Origin of the sequence: Parapedobacter sp. GCM10030251, from assembly GCF_042666505.1 — a bacterium.
GTDB lineage: Bacteria > Bacteroidota > Bacteroidia > Sphingobacteriales > Sphingobacteriaceae > Parapedobacter.
In genome coordinates, this window is the sequence record NZ_JBHTDN010000002.1 from 701,425 (window position 1) to 724,233 (window position 22,809).

The window sequence follows — 22,809 nt, forward strand, 5'->3', positions numbered from 1 at the left end:
AACGAGTTAAAATTTACCACATCCCAGGGGTAATCACCTTCAGGGGAAGTTGTTGAAATGCATCTGCAATCTCTTCACGTATGTCCAACGGGAGCGCGGGAGCCAGTTGCAATGCCGCATTTTGTTTCACCTGATCCGGATTTTCCGCGCCGAACACCACGCTGGTTACACCTGTCAAATCCCTTACATACGAAAACGCCAGCTGCGCAACATCCATCTGTGCTTTTTGAGCGAGCCGCCGCAACCGCTGTAAAAAGGGTAGGGCATCCCGGAGGTGCGACGGAATTTTACCCTCGTTTAAAAAGAACAGTCCCTGCAAAAAGACACTGCGGGCAAACACCAAACTTCCCCGCTCCCTCATCCGTGCCAATCCGCCATTGCGGACCACCCGCTGGTCAAAAATATTGATCGGCACCTGCACCGCCTGCAACAAACGTTCCTCCACGACGGCCATTGCCTCGTCCGGATAATACAGCGATATCCCGCCTTTGCGGATCAACCCCTCTTCCTGCAGCTCGTTTACAACCATCGGCAGAAACCGCAGCAGCTGATCAATAGGCTCATCCTTACCCTTGTGGTAAAGCAAGATAGGCAGCACCGGGATGCCCAATGCTTTCAGACTCTGCCGTACGCTATCCTTCGCCTCCTGCCGGGCTTTCTGCAAATCGGTCATCGCCTCAGCGCTCCATTTAAATTTACTGACGACCAGCAAATCTGCCGCCTCCCGGCTATTGGCGGCCAGGAAGCCCCCGATCACCTCTTCCGAATTGCCATAGTACCGGGAAGTATCCCAGGTCGTGATTCCCGATTGCAACGCCTCTTTCAGTATCGCCTCGCCCACCGCCTGATCCGGTTTGCCACCGTCATTGGCAATACCGTAGTTTAACCCTAACTGAACCGTTCCCAGTGTAAGTGGTGATACTTTCATGGCTTTCGTTGTCCTTTCTCCGCTGTCACGCCCGTTATCCGGTTCGTGCGGATACCCGGTTTAATTTCACCGCTGATGTAATAGGTCCGGCCGTTCCAGTCGACCGTCGGAAGCGTCACCCTGCCGGGCTCCCGCTCCGCCCCTTCCTCGTACCCCCAACGATCCGTTGCCGGATCATACCAGAGCAATTCCCCGCCTATACCTGGATGTGTCTGCGGAAGGGCATGCAGGGCCGTCAGCCGGTCCACCCCTCCCCAGAAAAGAAATGCCCGTCCGGCCACCAGTGGCGCCGGGTTTGCGCCCGCCGACATGCCCACCGGCAGATCACTCAGCCGATGCCACTCGCCGCTCCAGCGGTTACCGGTCTTTGCAGGCGCAAAGCAAAATGCATCCTGGAAAATATGCCGTTGATCCAGTCCCGCGGCATTCCGTTTCTTGTTCTCGCCGCTAAAGAGGTAAAATTTACCCCCGAAGCTTCCCGTAACCGGAAAAATCCGTCCTTCGCCCGGCCATTCCGGCAACGCAAACCAGCCGTTATCCAGCGCCTCCAGATCCAGACCATAACAACAAAGGAGCGGCACCCCATCCGGCTTTTCCATTCCGCCCACGACAATCAGCAGCGACCCCACCCGTGTTCCAGCCATATTCGCCAGTGGATGGGGAAGCCGCGGTCCTGCTTCCATTTTCAGCGCCCCATTTTCCCAGCGAAATAGCCACGTTCCGTCACGATGCTCGGTAGCGGTGCTTCCACCCACCAGCACCATACAATCTCGGTACGATGCCGACACGCCATAGGCTAGCCCGCCGGGCAATACGTTATCTAACTGCCGCCATTGGTTGGCCCCGGCTTCCAGCATGAAGATATCGTTGTGCCACTTCTTCCGCCCCCCTTCCCAGGGGTACCCATCCGGAAAATTGGCCCCTCCCATGCAGAAGAGACGCCCGTGGCTTACCCCGGCAAACATGCCCGCACGTCCTGCTGTATCGGGCAACGGTGGCAATTCTGACCACACAATGGATTCCTGGGCCTTTGTCTCATACGTTACCATCGTCGTTACGATCAATCCGATCATCGATATCAATTTATTCGTCGTTTTCATTTGTTGTCAGCGTTAATTTCACAACCCTTCCCGGACCCGGTTCAGCATCACCACCGGTAACGATGAGGCTGTCCGGCTCCAGTAAGCAAACGTTGCTGGTCAACGGAATCCCTGTTGGAATGGATGCAAGTAACCTCCCTTGCTTGTCCACCACCTGAAGGGCACCCATCCCGTAGTGAGCTACCCAAACGTTGCCCGCGCTGTCAATGGCCAAGCCATCCGGCAGATTTGCCTGCGGATGTCCGGAAGCATGGTATGGTAATTCACAGAACACGTCCCACTCTGCCGCACCACCCGGCCCGTCCAACCGGATCCGGACCAACCGGTTGGCATAACTCTCTGCCACGAAAAGATGCCGTTCATCGGCAGAAAGTACAAGGCCATTCGGATAGTCCAATCCTTCTGCTACGACACGTTCCTCACCCGTGTTCGACTGGTAAAACACATAGCCCCGATGGCGCACCGAATCCGTAAAATAAAAACCGCCCCCGCTGTCCGTAATGACGTCGTTCGGTGTGGTCACCCGTTTGCCGGCGCAATGCCCGTCGACTACATTCCCCGTAAAATTCCCCTTGGCATCGTAGCGCCTCAATTGCCGGGTTTTGCTGTCGCATACCAGCCAGTTGCCCATGGAGTCCCGTGCTTGCCCGTTGGGCCATCCCCCTTCCACACAGCGCGATGCGCCCCTTCCCCGATGCCAATACCAAATGCCCCCACCCGTCAGGTCCGTAAAATAAATGCCGCCCTGGTCGTCACAGACCGGTCCTTCGGTGTAAAATGCACCTTCAAACAGGACCTCCCGGCGAACGGTTATCTGCTGCGTAAAATCGATTGCCATGCTAGATCGGTTCAAAGGGGAAAAGCGGTTTCCGCCTGAATTGATAAGTCAGTTTGCTCATGTCCGCCCGGCTTGGACCGGGCGTATCCACTTGCAGGACGGTCTGGCAAACCGGCCCGTACGCCGCAAGTGGCGCGTTGACCCCTTTGGCCACCAACACGTCGAACGCTTTCGGATCGATGCCGAAAGCCGTCAGCTGCCGGAGGCTGAAGGGCGGTATGCGCAGCGTACTCACCATGAGGGTACCTCCGCCCCTCGTATTTACGATCAAGGTCTCGCCCATGTCAAACCGGACCTGTCCGCCATGCCTCGGGGTCGGTTCCGTAAACTTTCCCGCCACCCGGTTTTTCAGCACCACTCGCTGCTTCCATGACCCCTGCCCTTCTTCGTCAAAGCCAGAAAGGCAAAGATCGAAAGCAGCTCCAACCGGCACGCCAGCTGCCTGCCGTACCGCCTCAGCATCGGGTTGATAGCTAAAATACCGAAGTCCACGCGTTTCCAATGCCTTCACGAGGGCCAGTCCATTACCCGGCGTACCGCCACCAATGTTGTCGCCCATATCCAGTAATAAAACCGGTTTCTGCAAGTCGGGCAATTTGGCCATCGTTTCGACGACACCGATCTTATCGCCCACAAAATCAGCCCTTCTTTCGAGGATATACGCTTCCATCTGTTGCGCAATACGGTCCGCCAGCGCGGCATCGCCCTCGGTTATCACGATGATTGAACTGCCCATCTCCGGCACATCGGCATAGGGAAATCCCAGCGCCACGCTTACGGAGCACATTCCGTCCTCCTTCTCGAGCTGCCGGGCATACTCGTATATCCCTTTGCACGGCTGCACATCCGTGCCTTGCTGTTCGATACTGATCGCCAGCGGCAGTTGCACCAGTTTCTGACAAAGCCTCGTTTTATCCCGCAGGCAACGGATCATCAGTTCCCCTGCCTCTTTCCCCCGTTCGCGCTGGTCGAGATGCGGGTTCCTTTTATAAATAACCAGTCCATCGGTCGCGTTGACCATCCGCTCGCTCACATTGGCGTGAAGGTCCAACGTGCCTACCACCGGCACCCCGGGTCCGACGATCCTCCGCACCGCTTCCAGCCAATGCCCATCCATGTCGCGTTCCGGTTCGCTAACCCCCGCTCCATGCGGTACCACCAAGCAACCGTCTATCGGCATCGCACGTTGCAACCCTTCCTGTATTCCATCCAGTAGTACCCGATACGTCTCCCCGCGTACCACACCCCCCGGCGTTGCCTCGGCAAATACAACGGGAATCACCTCGATCCCTTCCCGATCCATGACCTCCAGCATCCCCCCGATTTCATGATGGGCATGCTGGTATTCCTTCCGGATGTCGGCTCCCCACAGCCAATGGCTATTGCGGAAATCAGCCGCATCGGTCAGGTCGCCGATAAACGTATTCGACTCGTGATAAATCCCCACTAAGGCTACCCGGAACCCCATACCTACCGTTTTACCATCGCCACGGCATCCACCTCAAATTTCAGCAAGTCGCCCAAGCACCCGATTAACGTGGTCCGGGCGGGAAACGGAGCGGTGAAATATTCCTTGTAAATCTGGTTGAAAGCGGCCAGGTCTTCCTGGCTACCCACGTAGTTCCGCACCTGCACCACATTTTCAAAACTGAGTCCAGCCGCTTTCAGTATCTTCCCCAAATTATCAAAAGACCGCCTGCATTCCTCTTCAAACGTGCCCTTTACGATGGTACCGCTGTCGTCTACGGATGCCTGTCCCGAAATGAATACGTATTGCCCTGCCTGAACAGCCGGGGAGAAAGGCAAAAAGCTTTGCGGTACCCCGTCGCCGGTGATGTATGTTACATTTTCCATCCTATCTTCTCTTTTTATTACGTTCTTTTTATTACGCCACAAAGGTTTCCATCCGGTCCAATATCGATCGTACCTCCGCATCTTCCCATTCCTGCTGCATAGTCCCGAGGGGAGCCTTTGTCCGGCCGATATCGATGCCATATTTTAGCTGCATTGCCTTCCGCAGGAACGTCCAGATATTGGGCAATACAAACAAGATGATCCGCTGGAATTCCAGCATAAACTCCTTCGCCTGTTGATAATCCCCCTGCTGAAATGCCTCCAATACCCGCTTGCACGCTTCACCCCAAAGGTTGTAAAAGGAACCGATTGCGCCAACCGTGCCACAAAGCGATGCTTGGCAAAACAATTCGTCTGCACCGCTGAACAGCCGAAGGCGTTCCCCCGCATGGAGATGAATGGTGCTGATTTCCATCAATTGCCCGGTCGTCAGCTTCATTCCCGCCACGTTGGGAATGTCCAGCAACCGGGTGACGAAGTTTCCGATATCGCCCATGGTATTGCTACCCAATTGATACGGAAAAAAGGGAAGATCGGTTGCCGTAGCGATCTGCCGGTAATGAGCCAAGGCCGCCGCGGTGTTGCCTGTGAAATAAATAGGCCCTACGGAGGAAACCGCATCCGCACCCGTCGCCGCCGCATGCTTTGCCAGCCGCACCGATTCGTCGGTCGTCATCGAGCCGACCTGCACCATGACGGGTACCCGTCCGGCCGTTACCTGCATAACCTGTTCCGTCACCAATTTCCGCTGCGCCTCGGTAAACAGGACACCCTGTCCCGTTGAGCCCAGTATATACAAGCCGTCGAGTCCCTGTCCGATTAATAATTCCACCAACTTTGCCAGCTCATTCAACGCTGGATTTCCTTCGTCATCGACGGGGGTGAACATGGCAGGCCACAACCCACTAAATTTATCGCTCATTCTATTTATTGATTAATTGTATGATGTAATTCTTAAGTTCCTCGTCACCGGCCAAATAGGCATTTTCGCTGGTTGACGCCATGACTGACGCGCGTTGCACATCCTTAAAGCCGTGTCCCGTCACCAGACAAACGATGGGCCGGTCGGGATCTAACGCTCCCGCAGCCAACGCCCGGCGTACGCCCGCCAACGCCACGGCACCAGCGAGTTCACAGAAGATCCCCTCTTTTTTCGCCAGCCAATCCTGGCATTCCCACACCTGTTCGTCCTGCACGTCGAATCCCGTTCCTCCGCTTCTCCGACATGCGGCGATCACTTCAAAGCCATCCAACACATTCGGTACCTGCAAACCACTGATCGCTGTCGTACTCTGTGGCACAGCCGTCGGATGCGTCTCTCCGCCGGCCAACGCCGACACGATCGTGTCATTACCCACGGGCTGCACACAATGCACCACATGATGGCCAGCCGAACCGTACCGTTGCTGCCAGCGCTCAAAGCCCCGTGCGACCGCCAAGGTAAGCCCGCCCCCGCCGGCCGGCACAAATACCTGTGTTCCTCCGTCAAACGCAGCCGCGATCTCATAGGCAATGGTCTGCACACCTTCCATCGCCTCCGGGCAAAAGCTGTACGCACTGATCTGCACGGCGGTCTGCTGTTCTTCGGCCAAACGCCCAAGCATCGTCATCACCTGTCCGGTCACTTCCGGGCGCTTACCAAAATCCTTCACCATCAGCGTTGCAGCCCCGTACAGCCGCATTTGCTGAAGTTTACCTTCGGGGGCGCCATCCACGATGGCCATGATGCAGGGCAGTTGCGCCGCGGCACAGTATGCTGCGAGTGCGGCACCTGTATTTCCGCTGGATGTCGCCAAACACACCTTTATCCCCTGCTGCACGAAGCGTGATAAGGCCATGGCCGCGAATCGGTCTTTGTATGATCCCGTCGGGTTCAGGTTTTCCAACTTGAAGTAGAGGTTATCCAACCCGAGCGACGGACCGATAAACCGGGATTTTACCAAAGGCGTATGTCCTTCTCCGAGCGACATCCGCGCACGGTTCTCCACCTCAGGGAGCAACTCGTGATATGTCCAGATTCCTTTCAAAATACCAGCTTATTCTCTTTTCCCCAGATAACCCGAGCGTTCCATAAGGTACCGTTGGCACCTCTTGGATGGGGTTCGTTACCAATCATGAATTCGGCATCGGTAACCCACGATTCATCCTTTGTAATCGAAGCGGCCCCAAAATTTCCCAGCATGACCCCGCGCTCCGGCATCAGTACCTGTTCGGTTTCCCGGATGACGTACAGTTCTTCCGGGTGTACCTGCGCCAAAAATAAGGGCGCCCGGTTGCGCGCGATGTGATCGTTATTTGCTCCCTTTCTCGTATAAGACAAGAACAATCCGTCGCTGTGAACCAACCAATGTGCTTGCGTATTATAGCTACCCAGCGCGGTCCCGTCATCAAATTTCCACGGCCTTATCTCCTCCCAGTTTAGCCCATCCGGGCTTCTCGAGACATATGCGGCGTTATCGTTTCTCAAGGTCAGGTAATAGGTATCCTTGTAAAAAGCAAGCGACGGTTCGACGAGACCCCGCCCTCCTTCCACGGTCATTTCCGTACCGTGTTTCAGATAGGATAACCGCACACCGTCAAACGAACACTCCAACACCGTAACGGAGTAGTCCCCTCCGCCCGGCCCCTGGAAGTAGATGGGCAACAGAATATTTCCGTTCGGTTTAACCAGCCATTGCGTACAACCGGGGTTAACCGAAAAGAATTTCCCATTTTCCTCGGGGATACCCGCTATCGCCTGCCAAGGGGTCCACGTATTTTTCGCCGGATCAAATAAGGTATAATTGGCATCACGTGCACGTGGCTTCTCCGTCAGTTGCTTCCCTTTTCGATCATATCTTACTTTGATCCCAATGCCGAGAAGCTTCCCTGTCTTTTCATGCCAACCAGGTGTCACATCTGCAACACTGACGGTCGTACCATCCGGTTCATAGGTCCACGCTAGTTCGGGCACCTCTATAGGATCCGTCCAGGTTTTGCCAAGATCGTCGGTTCTCATATAGTATAGTCCGGAATAAAAATCACTGACTTTCAGGTGTTTTTGCAGCGTCATAATCACTGCGGGTTTTCCATTTTTACCATGCCCCGGAATGGCAGCTGCGCGGGGATGAAACCACGCGAATGTCGGATTCAACGCTTGGTGGGCGACTTCGGTTTGCACGTGGAAGGGCAGGCGTTCGATCCTTTCCCCGAGCGAGAAATTTAAAAACAAGACGAGTGCAAGAATCGGTAGGGGGCTCCAAATGCGACGGCGATTTATCATTTTCTTCATCTCAAAACGCTTGGGGAAATTGGAGTTTCTTACTGGCATAACTGTTGAAATTGTGGCTGAACCCGCCGTCGGCAAGGATCGTTGTTCCCGTAATGAAAGACGCCTGATCGGACGCCAGCCAAGCGACGAGGTCGGCGATCTCACGGGGTGAGGCGGCTCTTCCCAAGGGCGTCATCTCATTCATTTCTGCCTCCAGCTGCTTGGAAATGTTATTTCCTTTCACGTCCTGATAGTCCCCGCTCATGGCGGTTTGTACATTCCCCGGACTTACCCCTACCACGCGAATGCCGTCCCTCCCGTAACACGTGGCCAGTTCGTAGGTCAAGCTTTCCATGCCGCCCTTGCAGGCTATGTAAGCCGGACTATACCCGCCCGCCCGTTGCGACATCACACTGGAGATATTGATGATCACGCCCGTGTCTTGCTGTCTTTCCATTACTGCCGCCGCGTATTTAGCCAGGAAAGCCGGGGCGGTCAGGCATATCCGCACGGTTCGTTCCCAATCGTCCAGCGGCATGGTCTTCAGGGTATCGATGGTCCGCCACGCCGCATTGTTCACTAGCACATCGACACGCCCCCAGCGGGCAACCGTTGTTTCCACAGCCGTTTTCCAATAGGCCGAATCTGCCAAATCGCCCGCTACGATAAGCACCTCAACACCCCATTTACTTTCCGCAACATCTCGTAATTTCGCCAGCTCATGTTCATCCCTTGCCATCACCGCAATCCGGTAACCCTGCTCCGCAAATTTCAAGGCTGTTTCGTATCCGATACCCCGCGATGCACCGCTAATTAATGCTACCTTCTCCATCGTTTATTATCAGTTTTTCATTTCGTTTTATCGGCATAATTCCACCCAACGCATCGCCCTTTACCACCTGTACGGAGCATCGCAGCAGAAATACCAATCCGGTTTCTTCCGCGAGTACGGTCGTCGATTGTCCGCTGGCGGGATCCACGATGCGACCGAAGTGTTGGCCGGCGGTAACCCAATCGCCAATCGATACTGCTGAAATGAATACCCCCGATCCCGGAGCCGGCATTTTTACCTGCAGGTACCCGCTATCGCGGCGGTGGTCTTCCAGCCAATATTGCCAGTCCGGCGCGGCGACTTCGCCTGATTCCAGCATACCCAACTCCATCAGTATCCGCCTAACGGCATCTTTATAGCGATCGGCCACCTGTTCACGGAAGCCGCTTCCACCCCCGTATTCCAGGTAAATTGCCGGCACACCGGCGTCTCGGGCAACGGAAAGTGTCCGTCCGTCGGGGCGGTGATCCGTACCCCATATCAACGGCATTCCCGTGGCGACGGCCAACTGCTGCTGCTGCGCCAGCACCTGGCGATCCGGATGCAGCATATAGCCCACAAGCGGATAGATCTCCAACGCCAAGCCACCGGTATGCAGGTCGATCACCGCATCGGCTTGACGGATACGCTGGCTCACGGCATGCGCCGCCCGTTCGGACGACGATCCGGTCTCCGATCCCGGACACACCCGCGCCAAATCCAATCCATCATCGCCCAATCTACTGCGCTTCGCGTAAGCCCCCGCATTGACCAATGGGTCGATGGTGACGCGGCCCCGACGGATGGTCCGAGCCAGCTCGTCAGCCAGTTCGACCAACGCAATCATCGGTTCATATTCATCGCCATGCACCCCCGCCAGCAAGAGCACATGCGGGCCGGTTTCATCGCCGTTGATCTGCCAGGTTTGTTTCATATCAATGCTCGCCTTCGTAATAGGGTGCGCCGCATGTAGCCGCACTCTCGTCAAAAATTTGCAACCGTTTGAAAAGCAACCGTGCCATTTCCAAATGCCCCATCCCATTGGGATGCAATGGGTCATTCAGCCATTCAGCAAACACCTGTGAATCGCCTTTTTGCCGGATCGCATCCTGCCAATACGCCCAATGGTCTACGCCGATCACCCCATTGCGTTCAGCCACCTGGGCCACGGTCTGCGCATAGGCAGGGAGGTTGCTTCTTTCTGTCGCTTTTGCCGCGATAATGGGCGTAGGCACATGGAGCACCGGAATCGCACCCATGTCGCGCACCCGATTGACGATTGCCGATAGATTTCGTTCGAAATCGGCACGGTTTACCTTCTTGGATGTCGCGCAGTCGTTGGTTCCCATCATCACAGATACGATCTGCGGCTTGAAATGATCCACCCGCCATTTCCAATCCGCCAACAAATCGGCCGTGGTGTTCCCGCTCACGGCGGTGTTAATGACCACATCCCGTACGCGACCCAGTTCCCACCGGACCCGCTCGGCAAATACCTCCGGATAGGATCGCCATCCGTGTGTATGCTTTGCCCCTTGGGTGATGCTGTCGCCCGTAAATAGCCAGACCGAGGGGTCTCCGCCTTCCAAACGCGACTTTACGGCACGGAGGTCGTCGTCGATGCCCTGTTTATCGTCCCGGAATCGCTGATCGCCGGCAAGGGCCTGGTACGCAGCCGCCGACGGAATCGCTCCCGCGATCAGCAATCCAGCCTTCAAAAAGTTTCTACGCGAGTGCATACTCTTTTCTATATTATAGCGCCTTAAATTCAATGGCGGTGACCAAAAACTTGCCGTTGACGGGCAAGGGTCCTAACCGGAAATAATTCAACCCATTTATTGGAGATCTGCTGAACCGTTTGGTCATCTTATACGCTCCATTGACACGAATGACCACTTCTTCAGTTGCGTTATCCCAGGTCATTTCCACAACCTGTTCCCCTCCCGTTTTCACTATTTCCAGCTCCTGCGAACCGATGCCGACTACCGCATTTGCCATCGCCATGGTATCCTGAGAAATGCTGAAATGGTCCGTAAGCCCTAACTCCAGTCCGACGACCGGAGCGGAACCGCGAATGTGAACACGAATTTTTCCTTTTTCCGCTGCCGGAAAGTTCCAAACTGCCTCACCGGTGGATCGGTCAAAATCGTTCCCTGCGCCGAAGCACGTCCATTGCTCCAAGCCGTCCGATAAATCATCGCTTGCTCTTTTCTCTTCGAGCCAGTTGGGATCAAATAGGGCAATTGCCCGTGCTTCCGCTTGCCCCGACACAAACACCACTTTGCCATCGCTGTTCTCCACAGCGGAAGGATATGCCGCCCCCCGGTCGCCCTTTTGCCCGGATTCTGGTAAACTTATCAATATTTCCCGGTATCCGTGCCACGTCCTGCCCTCATCGCTTGAGATGGCTGCATGCAATACCTCTCGCCCGCCATTGGCGTAACTGCGCGGATTATCGTGCCGTTGGTTGCCGCACCACATTACGATGAGCCGGTTGTCACGCAACCTCGTCAACGTAGCCGGCGAATCCGATGAGATCCAATTGGTTGGCTGCGGTTGCGACCACGTGGTTCCCCGGTCTTTTGAAAAGGATTCGTATAGACGCCCCGTATTGGTCCGTATCAGCATCCATACATCGCCATTTTTTTGTTCGATAAGGGTTGGCTCAATCGCACCGTACCGTGTCACGTTGTGAGGGTCTACCTCAATCGTTAACAGATCATCAGCCATTACCCAATTTTCCCCGCTGTCATCCGAGTACAACGTTGCAATCTCATTCCAACCGTAATCAACTTCACCGGATGCAGGCTTTTGTTCCCGGGAGGGCACCGCACGGGCGAACGGCAAAAGCAAACGGCCATTCGTCAACTGAATGAAACCCCGCATCGAGCCTACATAGCCTGTGTAGATTTTTTTGGGCTTTTCCCAAGCCTCACCGGCCCGCTTCCGCGTATACCATAAGTTTAGGTGCCTTCCTCTGTATCCATTACCGCCCGCCGAAAACACGTGGAAAACAGCATGTAACACGCCCTCACGGTCTTCCAACACCTGATTTGCATAATACGCCTGCCCCGGAAGGTCAAACGCCTTAATGGGTTCACTCCATGAAATCCCGCCATCGACCGACCGGATGAACATCAGTTGATTCGCATCGCCCGGCCGGTTGATGAAAAACACACAAAGCTCACCAGACATGCGTTTAACAAGGGTAGCTTCATTGCTGGGTGCCGAAGCAGCCACCACCGGCTCATAAACCAGGCGGGTAGCTGACGGAGCCGGTCGCAACCGCATGCCGAATTCAACGGGCGGTTTCAGCGAATCGACGGGAACGGCCGATGCCGGTAGCAACCCGCAGCACGCGAGGAACACACAGAACAGCCGGGTCAATTCGTTTTTCATCTATCGCACGAAATCAGCTTCCTTCAATTTCAATCGCAAGCCTCCGCGCCAAGTCGTAATCCACAATTCTCCCGGTTTTGCCTCCAATGCGTAAGGATACGACAAGTCTTTGGCGCCACCGGGCAAGTTCATGTATTTCATCTTTGGGGTGCACTTGGCAATGACAACCGGCTTGCTCCAGTTCTTTCCGTCGTCTTCGGAAAAAGCGATTGACAACTCTTCACGATGTACACTCGCGGGTGTCTCCGACCATTGGAGATCTCCCCCCACTAAGGGATAGGAATGCTGCCCTTCGGGATTTCTTCGGTTCCATATCAGTACAAGCCTACCGCTGGCCAACCGCTTGAGAAGTCCCGGCGAAGCACTGGCATCGATGGTCGTTGTCTTCACATCGTCCCATTTCAGTCCGTCGTCATTCGAATAAACTTCCCAGAACGTACCCCAATTTGTCCGCATTAACATCCACAGCCGGCCGTCCTTTAATTGGACAAGCGTCGACTCCGTTACACCGCTGTGATGGCCTACCCCTCCGAGGTCGATCACGTTGCTACGTAGCCAACTTTTTCCCTGATCTTTACTGGTATACGTCAGCACCGTATGGTGACCGGGGTTGTGGCGCATCATCATCGTGGTAAACACGATGTTTCCGTCGGTGGTTTCGATGATGTCGCGGATGGCACCCGTCCACTCGTCGTGTAACTTTTGAGGTTCTTCCCACGTTTTTCCGCCATCCAGGCTACGCACGGTGTAGGTAGGCAAAATAGCTCCCGGCGAATCCGAAATCTCGGGGTTCCAATTCCAGTTTGCACGCTCTTTATCGTTGGCAAACGCCAGGATAATCACCCCGCTTGACGTGCGTATTAACGCCCGTTCGGGCCGGATGTCGTATTTCATGCTGTCGGCAAAAATCGGATACGCCTGCCAGTGGAGCCCCTCATCACTGCTGATGAAGCATTGGTACCCGTCGATGGTTAGTATCCCCCCGTTGGGAAGATTGACGAACGGCCCCATTTTCAACCCATCCATTGCCTCGGCGCCTTGCGGTATCCAGGCCCCGTTTTCCGTAAAGCTTCCCGGTCCTACGCCGGCATCGCTCCCATTTTTGTTCTGCGCAGATACGGCACTGCACAAGCAAAGCAATCCCAGCAGTGTCGTTAAACTATTGTTTACACGGTTTCTTTTCATGGTTGGTCAATTGGTTTCTATTACGTCCAGTAAAACCTTCGCAATCAGTTCATGCGCCCGGTCGTTCGGATGCATTCCGTCCAGCAAGAGGTCATCGATTTTCAAATTATTTTCATGGGCATAGTCGGTACACAGCTGCCACACATCAACCAATTTCACATCGTTGGCCGCTGCCACCCGTATCGTCGCATTGCGGTATCGGGCCAATCGTTTGGAACGCCAGGCTTCATACCGGGATCCCAACGGATTCGGCGTCATTAAGATTACCTTGCCTCCCTGTTTCCGGATCTCGTCAATGAAGTAATTCAGGTTCCGTTTGTAAACTTCCAACGGGATACGGGATTGCCGCTGTTTTTCATCGTCTACCCAAGCGTCGTTTATTCCAAACCAGATCACCACCCAATCCGCCTGCTGGGCCAACACCTCTCCGAACCGCTCCCTGCCATGCCTGACTTTGTGAAAATCGTTGTCAGCAAGGGAACCGGTATGGCTGCCTCCCGTACCTGCATTGAACACGGCACTTCGCACCCCTGCTTTTTCCAACAAATGTTGCAGCCGCTCGGGATAAACCTGCCTGACCTCCGGTCGCGTTGCCGTAGTGGAGTTGCCAAAAGCCACAATCCGCAGTGTATCGGTTTGCATAGCCCATGCGTGACCACAACCACCGGAGAACAATACCAGCAGGACCAAGGCGAAATACGTAGCGATGTGGGTTCGTCCGCTCATGTTCAGGCATTGGCTTGTTTATAGAACGGAGCGGAGACATTGGGATTGGTAATGATCCCCTCGCGGAACAATCGGCTTTTGATGCGAAAAACCCAATCCCTCCCCGCGTGGTTACCCAACAAGGCCGTAAGTTCCTCCGTCAATTTACGTTGCCATTTCATGGCTGCCTCCGGCTGGTTGGAGAATGCTGCTTGCAACAATTGCAGCAGCAGGTGGATAAATACCACACCTCCGCCGGATACGACACCGTCTGCTCCGAGTAATAAGCTGACATCAAAGACTGCTTCATCGCCCTGCATGATGGCACCCGGTCTGTTATTTTTGGGATACCTGCGCAGTAACTCCATAAACGCACGGAAATTGGTGCTGGAGTCCTTCACCCCGGCAATGTTATCGAGGTTTAGGATACGATCCAGGGTATCCACGTCCACGGGATTCCCCGTACTGAGCGGAGCGTTGTAAAAAACCACCGGGATGTCGGTGCTTTCGGCCACGGCCTTCACGTGGGATAGTATGCTAGTTGCGTCCGGAAACCGATTGTAAAAAGGCGTGGTACAAACTACATAATCAACCGGGCAATCCGCAATTGACCGTATAAAGGCAATGCATCGTTTTGTGGAGGTCTCGGATACCGTTGCCAACAACGGCACGCGGCCCGCATTGTGAACCGATGCGGCTTCGATCAATTTCCGCTTCTGACCTTCGAGCAATGCCACGCCTTCGCCCATGGTACCACCGATCATGATCGCGTTTGCTCCCTCACTCACCGTATGGTCTATCAACCGATGCAACGATGCTAGGTCGATTTCTTCGTCGTCGAGCAAAGGTGTAGGCATCGCAATCACCACACCGGAAAGTTGTCTTTCTGTCATCTCTCTTTCTTTGAATCGGTGCGTTACAAATACAGCCAATCTACATCCAGCCGCCGGATATCGGTAACTGAAAGATGCGTTTTTTGGGAGGAACTACCCGCGCAATAGCTCAGCAATACCCGGTCTTCCGCTACAAAGTCTACGGCAATGTAGCAATACCAGCCATCCGGATCGGTTTCGATATCTTTCAGGTGTGTCCACGTCTTTCCCTCGTCGCTGGATATCGCCACAGTCAGCGGTGTCCGCTTATCTTTGATGTCGGAATTACTTCCATCGTTATTGTTCCAGACGAGCAATAAATCTCCGGTTTTCGGAATCCGTTTGATCGTCGCGGGTGAAAGCGGAGAGGCAATATTGCTCTTTTCGATCGGACTCCACGTAGCTCCGCGATCCGATGAATAAGACAATTGCTGCGCGCCGCCACTGGCGCGGATGTACATCATGATCCGGCCATCCGTTAACTCCACCAATCCCGGTTCCTGGGTGATGACCCCTTGTTCATTGGGTACAACTTCACTTGACACCCAGTTCCGGCCGTTGTCGTCTGAGTAATATGCGTACAACGACGCCTCATTCTTCCATTCGCCATTGGGGGTTTGATGAAGCGCCACCGCCATCATCAAACGTCCATCCTCCAGTTGAATAACCCGATCGTTATTTAAGACAAAATACCCTTTTTTATCGGTAATGCAGGCAATAGGTTCGCTCCATGTTGCCGCTTCGTCGGTTGATATACGCATCATCGGTATGCAATCTGTCACCGCATTCTTCCGCAGATAAAACAAGGCGATATTTCCGTTCTGTAACCGCAGGAGCGATACCGACATCACATTCATATCGCCCTCTCTTTCAACGATCAGCTGATCTTCCGTAGACCAGGTTTTTCCACCGTCGGATGAGGTACGTCCCGCCAGGTAAGCGGGTGCATGATCACTCGTAGATTCTCCCGTGTAACGGCTATATATAAACAATATGCGTCCATCCTTCAACGTGATGAAATCTCCTTCGCTATTGCGGGGATTGTCGGGGCCGGGCGGTAAATGGAGTACCCGCTCATTAAGAGGTTTATCAGCCGATTTGGAATTAGAATGCTGACAGCCTCCCATCAAGAGTACGACACACAGCATCGTAAGTTGCCAACCGCTATTTTTAAAATTCCCGTTATTTTTAAAATTCATTTGCATAATCGTTTTTTGGTTTGTCATTAGTTATATCCGTCGTTTTGCTCTACATTAGGCTCCAGGCTCAGTGTGGTTTCTGAAATCGGAAACAACAGCAAATACCGCTCATCCGCCCGGTCCCGTAGGGAAGGTACGCGTTCAAATGCTTGGTCAAATCGCACCAAGTCCCACCAGCGTTTACCTTCCAAGGCTAGCTCCAGGAGACGCTCCTTTAAAATGGCATCGTCGTTTGCTTCGGGCGTAGTACTCGTAAAAACATGATCGGCCGCGTGCTCGCCGTAAGCACGGCTACGGACCAGGTTCATCTCTTCCGACGGGTCCTGACCAAGCGCGTTCTTCGCTTCGGCAATCATCAGTAACAAGTCGGCATACCGGTATACGATAAAGTCATCAAGGAACTGCCGGGCGCCTCCGATGACCGTCCCTTTGAACTTCATCATTATCGAGCCGTAAAAATCCTGTCCTTGATTCGTATAAATATCCAGGTAGGTAGCCCGTTTGCGTTGATCGTCGTCGGTAAATTGCTCCCGCACTTCGTCGGAAACCCGCCAATATGGGTTGCCCCCAAGGGTACCTATCGCCGCTGCGGTGGCATCATCCAGATCCGGGGGTAGAAAGGCACTTGACATGTACATGTCCTGGTAGGCGACTTGACTGGCCACTTCCAGTTCCTGAAACCGTACTGCCATCAGGATTTCCTTATTCCCTTTATTGTTGTACGTAAAAATCTGGGAATAATTGCTAAGTAGTTCAAGATCTGCATTTTTTGCATCCTCCAAGGCAGTCAGGGCGGTCTCGAAGTCTGGGTTTCCGCCATTCAGCCGCTTACCCGTCCACAGATAAACATCCGCTTTCAGCGTCAGCGCTGCAGGCTTGGACCAGAAAAAGCGGCCCGGTGTGAATGCATTGTCGGGGAACAGCGAAACCGCCTGATCCAGATCCTGCTTTATGAGTGCGAATATGTCTGCAACCGGGGCTTTCCGCCGCTGGGTCATATCCGGGCTATAGCCTTCTGTCGGTTCGGTAACGAGTGGCACTCCACCCCACGTCCGCACCATAATAAAATAGACGTAAGCACGCATAGTATAGGCCTGCGCCAACACCGCATTCTTATCGGCTTCGGATCCGAACGGTATATTTGGCACGTTCTTGATCAGCAGATTCGCATCATGTACGACCGTGTATAGCCCTGTCCAATCCGGTCCGGCAAAGTTGCGGTCCAACGAATTCTGGTAGTATCTTTCGTAGTTATTGGTACCTCCCAGACTACGGTCCATCATTTCACTGCGCGCTTCACCCCATAAAAATAAATTTGTCCGCACTTGGTCCCGCAGTCGGGCATACATCCCATACATACCCCCCAGTGCATCATCCTCCGTTTTCCAGAAAGAGGCATTTGATATTTGGCTTATCGGTTCCAATGTCAATTGATCGTTGCAGGCGGTCATCAGTCCTGTCACTCCCAAGGAGACAAGCATAAAAGTGGTGAAAATAAATCGTTTTGTCGTTTTCATTACGCTATATTTTTATCAATGCAACGGGTTGATTTAAAATGTGACATTTACTCCGAAAATAAAGTTCCGTGGCACGGGATACCGTCCGCGGTCGTCCCCGCCCTCTTCCGGATTCAGGCCCTCATATTTCGTAAAATAATACAGGTTGCTGCCGGTCAAATTCAGTCGCAGGCTGCTAATCTTCGCCCGCTGCAGCCAGTTTGCGGGAATATTGTAACTGAGTGTCAATTCCCGCAACGCGAGGAAATCGCCCGACTCGTAGTACTTTGAATTACCCCGGAAGAGATTATTCTGCGCTTGTTGGTCTGCCCAATACACTTTCGGTACGTCCGTGATATCGCCGGGCTTCTGCCAAGAACGCAATACGTCAGAAACCAGGCCGTTTTCGCCGACGAATTGGCCGATGCCCTGTGCACGCGTATAATTGTAAATGGTGTGACCGGTGGTATAATCCATCCGGACGTTCAGGGACACGCCTTTGTAACTCACCGCGGATGCTAGCCCCCCCGTCCAGACCGGATAGATATTGCCCACATACACCCGATCCGTTGCTTCGATTAGGCCGTTGTTGTCTGCGTCAAGCCAATTCACACTACCTCCGTATTTTGTTTTGTTGGTGCCCGGGATGATCATGTCAACAGGGCCTGCGGCAGCCTCCTCATCGGTTGCATAGATTCCCAGTTGCTTATAAGCAAACAAATCGCCTATCCGCCCCCCTTCCTGCAATCCACCCAACCACGCGTAGTCGCCTCTCGCCGGGTCCCAAACGTATACGCCACCGACCCGATTGTTTTCTATTCCATTATAAGGCAACTCAAGAATCTTATTTTTAACTTTCGACGCATTGAATGAAAAGAGCCATTGCACGGGCGATTCAGCGGGCAGTATATTTGCTGAAAGTTCGAAATCAAAACCCCGGTTCTCTAAGCTGCCCAGGTTTGTCAATATATTGGCAAAACCGGTTGATTGAGGTAAGCTCATTCTGGTCAACAGGTTGTCTGTCACACGGCGATAAATGTCGATCAGTAAGTTGACGCGATTTCGGAACAAACCGATATCGGCCCCCACATTCAGTGTTTTAGACTGCTCCCATTTGAGATCGTTGTTGGGCAATACCGTATTCCGGATAGCGGCGTAGCCGCCGTACCGCACGCCAACCGAATACTCTCCTTGCGCCTGATAAGGCCCCAAGTCACTGATATTGCCATTTACCCCATAGCTGGCTCGCAATTTCAGTTGTAATAAGTTGGCCAGTCGTTCGCCCCAAAAATCCTCCTCATGCAAGTTCCATCCGAGCGCTACACCCGGGAAAAAGCCCCATTTGTGATTGTCACCCAAGTTTGAAGCACCGTCATAACGGGCGTTCAGCGAAACCAGGTATTTCCGCTTAAAATCATAGTTCACACGTCCCAGAAAACCCGTAATCAGCTGTTCGGTTTCGGCACCGCCCACCGCAACCGGTGTACCGGACGCGTTGAGTGTCGGGATCAGATCCGATGCCGCACCCTGACCACTTGCTTCGAGTTCCGAATTGAATCTGCCAAAGTAGGAAAAGCCCGCCGTTGCATCGATATTGTGTGCGGAATTCACCGATTTTACATAGGTAAACAATGCATCCGCTTGCTGCTGCACCTGTTTGGAAGCGGCACCTGCGGCATTGCGGGCATCGATAAACTGCAAAGGCCCATTATAATACGATCGTTGAAAAAAGAGGCTATCGGCATTGATGGTATATAACGACACTTGTGGTTCAAATGCAAAACCGGGTAAAATTTCCCAACGTCCTCCCAACGCAACGGTTAGATTTGACTCTGCGTTTTTTGCTTCTTGTGTGTTGAGGTGATATTCCGGGTTTCCGATTGACGCATTCAATCCGGGTGCCAGGGTTCCATCTTCGTAACGGTATTTGGTTGTCGCCGGTATGGCGATGGATCTTGAAAAAATATTGGTTAGATTACTCACTTGTCGATCTCCCAGATTAGCGTACATCATCCGGCCGAAAACCTTCAGGTTGTCACGCAGATTGAGTTCGCCATTCAGGTTTACCGAGAGCCGTTTGTAGTCGGTCTTTATCGCGATTCCTTGGTTATTCAAGTATCCTACACTGGCATTAAACGTAGCTTTTTCGTTACCTCCTGAAGCACTGATCGAGTGGTTATGGGACATCCCGGTGCGGAAAAGGATATTCTGAAAGTCGGTTTCCTTATAAATAATGGTCTTGGATGGGTCAATGGGATCAGGCATTTGTTGCCAACCTTCATTAAGTTTATATTCGTTATCTGCGGTCAGGTACTGGGTGGTAAACGCTGTATTTTTAGTCAAATCGTTTCCGGTTCCTGCGCTGGATGCTTGTGAAAGTTTGGCAAGCTGGGTTGGGTCAGTGATTCCTCTGGCCGCGATGCCTAAACGCTGAAAATAGATATAGTCCCTTGCCGAAACCAAGTCATATTGCTTGCCCAGTTGCGACGCTGTCAGGTCATAGCCATATGAAATACGTGAAGTCCCTGCTTTCCCGGACTTTGTCGTGATCAAAATTACGCCATTGGAACCGCGGGCACCGTAGATAGAGGTAGCCGCTGCATCTTTCAGCGCCTGTATCGATTCTATGTCATCGGCATTTACATTATCCATGTTATCACGAATGACCCCGTCAATAAGGTAAAGCGGTGCTGATCCATTCGGGTTGTTAATAGACGTACTACCCCGGAGAATTACCCGCGGTGCCTTTCCGGGCTGGCCGGAAGTGCTTTGCACCCGCAATCCGGACACGGTTCCCTGCAAAGCCGAAGCGGGGTTGGAAAACGGAATATTTTCCAGCACCTTGTCATCCACCTTTGAAATGGATGTGGTCAGGGTCGCGCGTGATTGCTGCCCGTAACCAATAACTACCACTTCACTCAAGCTGTGACTGTCGTCTTCCAAGATGACGGTTATTGATTCCCTGCCCTCCAACGGGACGACCAAGCTCTTCATTCCGATATACGAGAACCGTAAAGACTGCTGCAAATTCTCAACCGATACGGTAAATCGTCCTTCGTCATTTGTACTTGCCTGCGTCTGCCCTCCCACCACTTCAATGCTTACACCCGATAAGGGACTGTTATCCGGTCCTTTTACCACCCCCGAAACCTGGGTTTGCGCGTACGCAAAAGACGCCAACAGAAGCATAGGCATTAGCCCTGGGAAAAACTTAAGGAGTTGATTTTTTCTTTTCATATTCTTGTTTACTGGTTTGGAAAACATATGTACGACATATGTACAGCAAATATAACCAGTAAAAACACAAAACCAAATAAAAATTTAAAAATGTACGACATATTTATTTTAGAAAAAATGCCGTACTTTTGCAGGGTATTAAATGTAATCCGCTTTCATGTCCTTAGAGAAACTACGTCCTGTCGAAAATTTAAGCCAGGTAGATAAAATAGAAATGAGCTTGCAGGAATACCTGCGCACGGAAAATTTTCAGCCCGGAGATTCTTTGCCTAAAGAAATCGAACTCGCCCAAGCCATGGGCGTAAGCCGGACGGCGATCCGCGAAGCCCTCTCACGTTTCCGCACCCTGGGCATCATCGAAACACGCAAAAACCGGGGCATGGTGATTGCCAAACCCGATGTTTTCAACAACATGGAGCGCGTACTCAATCCCCAGTTGCTAGACGACGAGACGATGAATGAGATTTTTGAGATGCGCCTGGTTATTGAGGTCGGATTGGGCGATGTGCTTTTCCTAAGGAAAAACGAGGCCGATCTTGATAAGTTGGAAAAAATCGTTGAGAAGGAAGAAAAGACAACCAAAAAAATCGACATCGTTAAATACGACATCGAATTCCATTCTATGCTTTATAAGCTTTCGGGTAATAAGACGATCATGCGATTCCAAAAGATGCTCTTGCCCATATTTGATCACGTGTACGCCAACCTCTCCGAAGACACCGGTACGTACACAGGCAATTTGCCGGAAGACGTGAGCCCCATCTCCCACCGCGACCTTCTCAATACGCTAAAACACGGCAATCCGGAACAATTCAGGAGCCAGATGCGCACGCACCTGATGGTTTACTTTAAAAAATTAAGCACAGAGTAATGCTTCAACGGCTCCGACAGGGACGTGAATAAACATTGGATACGTCCGTTGTCAAAACGTTCCGCATCATCGAGGGGTCCGCTGGCGCTTTCGGTGCGGTCACGTTGCGATACCGGTGCAAAAAACCGCCAGCGGACAGCCAGTTCATCGCACGTATATCACTAAGCCACCCGCAGCAGTCTGGCAGCAGTCTGGCAGCAGTCAGACGACAGGGATACAATCGTTATCCCGGCAAGTCATAAAAACGTGCACAATTGCCTCCCCAGATCTTTTCCTTTTCCGCTTTGCTGAGTTGGGCCATATTTTCAGACAATATGTGGCAGGTTTGGGTATAGTCGGCACCAACCAAGCACACCGGCCAGTCGCTGCCGAACACCAATCGGTCGGAACCGAATATTTCCAGTACCGCATCCAGGTAACGGGCGAAATCACTGGATTGCCAGGCATGCCAGTGGGCTTCCGTGGTTAGCCCAGCTATTTTGCACGAAACATGAGCTTCCCTGCCAAAAGGTTCCAGCGCCCGGCGCCACGTCTCAAATTGCCCGTCCCGGATAGCGGGTTTGGCGATGTGGTCGATCATAAACCGCTGGTTCGGGAATCGCCTCACAAACTCCAGGGCATAAGGCAGGTGCTTCGGATAGATCAGCACATCGTAGGTCAGTCCGCGCCTGCCAAGCTCTGCAACCCCCCGACAAAAGTCGCCCCGGAGCAGAAAGTCGTCCTGCCGTTCCGATTGCACGATGTGACGATAGCCTTTAACCACCGGGTATTGCGAAAAATGATCCAGGCGATCGGCGACATCGGGCGAACGTAAATCTACCCAACCCACTACACCTTGGATAAAATCATAGGCTTGGGACAATCCAATCAAATACGCTGTCTCGGCCTCGCTTTGGTCGGCCTGCACGGCCACCCCAGCTCCGATTCCCTCTGCCATACATAGCGGCAGCAGTTGATCGGGACTGAAATCCTGTTTCAGCACGCCCATCTCATCGGTGATCCACGCATCTTTCACCGGCTCATAGTTCCAAAAGTGCAGGTGACTGTCTATTTTCTTCATCCAT

At 53.0% G+C, this 22,809-nt stretch carries 20 protein-coding genes; 1 reads left to right on the plus strand and 19 read right to left on the minus strand.

Annotation, left to right across the window (positions count from 1 at the left end):
• Window positions 1–13: 13 nt before the first annotated feature.
• Genes ACFQRK_RS08655 through ACFQRK_RS08740 form a run of 18 tightly spaced genes read right to left on the minus strand, consistent with a single transcriptional unit; the run spans window position 14 to window position 20,874 of the window.
• On the minus strand, window positions 14–928 hold the full coding sequence (locus ACFQRK_RS08655; RefSeq protein ID WP_379005612.1) for an aldo/keto reductase: 915 nt from the start codon (window positions 926–928) through the stop codon (window positions 14–16).
• Window positions 925–2,028, minus strand: a complete 1,104-nt coding sequence (locus ACFQRK_RS08660; RefSeq protein ID WP_379005614.1) for a hypothetical protein — start codon at window positions 2,026–2,028, stop codon at window positions 925–927. Before ACFQRK_RS08660 ends, ACFQRK_RS08655 begins: the two co-directional genes overlap by 4 nt.
• Entirely contained in the window at window positions 2,012–2,866 is an 855-nt protein-coding gene (locus ACFQRK_RS08665) for an SMP-30/gluconolactonase/LRE family protein (protein WP_379005616.1), read from the minus strand. The genes ACFQRK_RS08660 and ACFQRK_RS08665 overlap by 17 nt, the downstream gene beginning before the upstream one ends.
• Before the next feature lies 1 nt (window position 2,867).
• Window positions 2,868–4,334 (minus strand): M81 family metallopeptidase, encoded by a 1,467-nt coding sequence (locus tag ACFQRK_RS08670; RefSeq protein WP_379005618.1) that lies wholly within the window; start codon window positions 4,332–4,334, stop codon window positions 2,868–2,870.
• 2 nt (window positions 4,335–4,336) lie between these two features.
• Window positions 4,337–4,720, minus strand: coding sequence for a RidA family protein (locus tag ACFQRK_RS08675; RefSeq protein ID WP_379005620.1), 384 nt, complete (start codon window positions 4,718–4,720; stop codon window positions 4,337–4,339).
• Between the two features lie 31 nt (window positions 4,721–4,751).
• Entirely contained in the window at window positions 4,752–5,642 is an 891-nt protein-coding gene (locus ACFQRK_RS08680) for a dihydrodipicolinate synthase family protein (protein ID WP_379005622.1), read from the minus strand.
• A gap of 1 nt (window position 5,643) precedes the next feature.
• Window positions 5,644–6,747: a pyridoxal-phosphate dependent enzyme gene (locus tag ACFQRK_RS08685; protein WP_379005624.1), complete on the minus strand. Its 1,104-nt coding sequence runs from the start codon at window positions 6,745–6,747 to the stop codon at window positions 5,644–5,646.
• Window positions 6,744–7,991, minus strand: coding sequence for a sialidase family protein (locus tag ACFQRK_RS08690; RefSeq protein ID WP_379005626.1), 1,248 nt, complete (start codon window positions 7,989–7,991; stop codon window positions 6,744–6,746). The genes ACFQRK_RS08685 and ACFQRK_RS08690 overlap by 4 nt, the downstream gene beginning before the upstream one ends.
• A 1-nt stretch (window position 7,992) precedes the next feature.
• The gene (locus ACFQRK_RS08695) at window positions 7,993–8,802 is read right to left on the minus strand and encodes an SDR family NAD(P)-dependent oxidoreductase (protein ID WP_379005628.1); all 810 of its coding nucleotides are present in this window, start codon (window positions 8,800–8,802) and stop codon (window positions 7,993–7,995) included.
• Window positions 8,780–9,715: a succinylglutamate desuccinylase/aspartoacylase family protein gene (locus ACFQRK_RS08700; protein ID WP_379005629.1), complete on the minus strand. Its 936-nt coding sequence runs from the start codon at window positions 9,713–9,715 to the stop codon at window positions 8,780–8,782. Before ACFQRK_RS08700 ends, ACFQRK_RS08695 begins: the two co-directional genes overlap by 23 nt.
• Before the next feature lies 1 nt (window position 9,716).
• Window positions 9,717–10,520, minus strand: a complete 804-nt coding sequence (locus tag ACFQRK_RS08705; RefSeq protein ID WP_379005631.1) for an SGNH/GDSL hydrolase family protein — start codon at window positions 10,518–10,520, stop codon at window positions 9,717–9,719.
• Between the two features lie 13 nt (window positions 10,521–10,533).
• Complete coding sequence (locus ACFQRK_RS08710) at window positions 10,534–12,180, minus strand: sialidase family protein (protein ID WP_379005633.1); 1,647 nt, start codon at window positions 12,178–12,180, stop codon at window positions 10,534–10,536.
• The gene (locus tag ACFQRK_RS08715) at window positions 12,181–13,365 is read right to left on the minus strand and encodes a sialidase family protein (protein ID WP_379005635.1); all 1,185 of its coding nucleotides are present in this window, start codon (window positions 13,363–13,365) and stop codon (window positions 12,181–12,183) included. It abuts the gene before it with no gap.
• Window positions 13,366–13,371: 6 nt separating this feature from the next.
• Window positions 13,372–14,091 (minus strand): SGNH/GDSL hydrolase family protein, encoded by a 720-nt coding sequence (locus tag ACFQRK_RS08720; RefSeq protein WP_379005637.1) that lies wholly within the window; start codon window positions 14,089–14,091, stop codon window positions 13,372–13,374.
• 2 nt (window positions 14,092–14,093) lie between these two features.
• Window positions 14,094–14,963 (minus strand): dihydrodipicolinate synthase family protein, encoded by an 870-nt coding sequence (locus ACFQRK_RS08725; RefSeq protein WP_379005639.1) that lies wholly within the window; start codon window positions 14,961–14,963, stop codon window positions 14,094–14,096.
• 23 nt (window positions 14,964–14,986) lie between these two features.
• Complete coding sequence (locus tag ACFQRK_RS08730) at window positions 14,987–16,141, minus strand: sialidase family protein (protein ID WP_379005641.1); 1,155 nt, start codon at window positions 16,139–16,141, stop codon at window positions 14,987–14,989.
• Window positions 16,142–16,167: 26 nt separating this feature from the next.
• Window positions 16,168–17,658, minus strand: a complete 1,491-nt coding sequence (locus tag ACFQRK_RS08735; RefSeq protein ID WP_379005643.1) for a RagB/SusD family nutrient uptake outer membrane protein — start codon at window positions 17,656–17,658, stop codon at window positions 16,168–16,170.
• A 33-nt stretch (window positions 17,659–17,691) separates the two neighbouring features.
• Window positions 17,692–20,874, minus strand: a complete 3,183-nt coding sequence (locus tag ACFQRK_RS08740; RefSeq protein ID WP_379005645.1) for a SusC/RagA family TonB-linked outer membrane protein — start codon at window positions 20,872–20,874, stop codon at window positions 17,692–17,694.
• Between the two features lie 157 nt (window positions 20,875–21,031).
• Between ACFQRK_RS08740 and ACFQRK_RS08745 the strand changes: the two genes are divergently transcribed.
• Window positions 21,032–21,745, plus strand: a complete 714-nt coding sequence (locus ACFQRK_RS08745; RefSeq protein WP_379005647.1) for a FadR/GntR family transcriptional regulator — start codon at window positions 21,032–21,034, stop codon at window positions 21,743–21,745.
• A gap of 223 nt (window positions 21,746–21,968) precedes the next feature.
• On the opposite strand, the gene ACFQRK_RS08750 is transcribed toward ACFQRK_RS08745, so the two are convergent.
• Entirely contained in the window at window positions 21,969–22,805 is an 837-nt protein-coding gene (locus ACFQRK_RS08750) for an amidohydrolase family protein (RefSeq protein ID WP_379005648.1), read from the minus strand.
• Between the last annotated feature and the right edge of the window lie 4 nt (window positions 22,806–22,809).

Excerpts from the sequence above, each read along its gene's own strand:
- ACFQRK_RS08665 (WP_379005616.1), bottom strand. The coding sequence starts at position 2,866 with ATGGCAATCGATTTTACGCAGCAGATAACCGTTCGCCGGGAGGTCCTG.
- ACFQRK_RS08670 (WP_379005618.1), bottom strand. The coding sequence starts at position 4,334 with ATGGGGTTCCGGGTAGCCTTAGTGGGGATTTATCACGAGTCGAATACG.
- ACFQRK_RS08750 (WP_379005648.1), bottom strand. The coding sequence starts at position 22,805 with ATGAAGAAAATAGACAGTCACCTGCACTTTTGGAACTATGAGCCGGTG.
- ACFQRK_RS08740 (WP_379005645.1), bottom strand. The coding sequence starts at position 20,874 with ATGAAAAGAAAAAATCAACTCCTTAAGTTTTTCCCAGGGCTAATGCCT.
- ACFQRK_RS08730 (WP_379005641.1), bottom strand. The coding sequence starts at position 16,141 with ATGAATTTTAAAAATAACGGGAATTTTAAAAATAGCGGTTGGCAACTT.
- ACFQRK_RS08705 (WP_379005631.1), bottom strand. The coding sequence starts at position 10,520 with ATGCACTCGCGTAGAAACTTTTTGAAGGCTGGATTGCTGATCGCGGGA.
- ACFQRK_RS08655 (WP_379005612.1), bottom strand. The coding sequence starts at position 928 with ATGAAAGTATCACCACTTACACTGGGAACGGTTCAGTTAGGGTTAAAC.
- ACFQRK_RS08675 (WP_379005620.1), bottom strand. The coding sequence starts at position 4,720 with ATGGAAAATGTAACATACATCACCGGCGACGGGGTACCGCAAAGCTTT.
- ACFQRK_RS08660 (WP_379005614.1), bottom strand. The coding sequence starts at position 2,028 with ATGAAAACGACGAATAAATTGATATCGATGATCGGATTGATCGTAACG.
- ACFQRK_RS08720 (WP_379005637.1), bottom strand. The coding sequence starts at position 14,091 with ATGAGCGGACGAACCCACATCGCTACGTATTTCGCCTTGGTCCTGCTG.
- ACFQRK_RS08725 (WP_379005639.1), bottom strand. The coding sequence starts at position 14,963 with ATGACAGAAAGACAACTTTCCGGTGTGGTGATTGCGATGCCTACACCT.
- ACFQRK_RS08745 (WP_379005647.1), top strand. The coding sequence starts at position 21,032 with ATGTCCTTAGAGAAACTACGTCCTGTCGAAAATTTAAGCCAGGTAGAT.
- ACFQRK_RS08700 (WP_379005629.1), bottom strand. The coding sequence starts at position 9,715 with ATGAAACAAACCTGGCAGATCAACGGCGATGAAACCGGCCCGCATGTG.
- ACFQRK_RS08715 (WP_379005635.1), bottom strand. The coding sequence starts at position 13,365 with ATGAAAAGAAACCGTGTAAACAATAGTTTAACGACACTGCTGGGATTG.
- ACFQRK_RS08710 (WP_379005633.1), bottom strand. The coding sequence starts at position 12,180 with ATGAAAAACGAATTGACCCGGCTGTTCTGTGTGTTCCTCGCGTGCTGC.
- ACFQRK_RS08695 (WP_379005628.1), bottom strand. The coding sequence starts at position 8,802 with ATGGAGAAGGTAGCATTAATTAGCGGTGCATCGCGGGGTATCGGATAC.
- ACFQRK_RS08735 (WP_379005643.1), bottom strand. The coding sequence starts at position 17,658 with ATGAAAACGACAAAACGATTTATTTTCACCACTTTTATGCTTGTCTCC.
- ACFQRK_RS08680 (WP_379005622.1), bottom strand. The coding sequence starts at position 5,642 with ATGAGCGATAAATTTAGTGGGTTGTGGCCTGCCATGTTCACCCCCGTC.
- ACFQRK_RS08690 (WP_379005626.1), bottom strand. The coding sequence starts at position 7,991 with ATGAAGAAAATGATAAATCGCCGTCGCATTTGGAGCCCCCTACCGATT.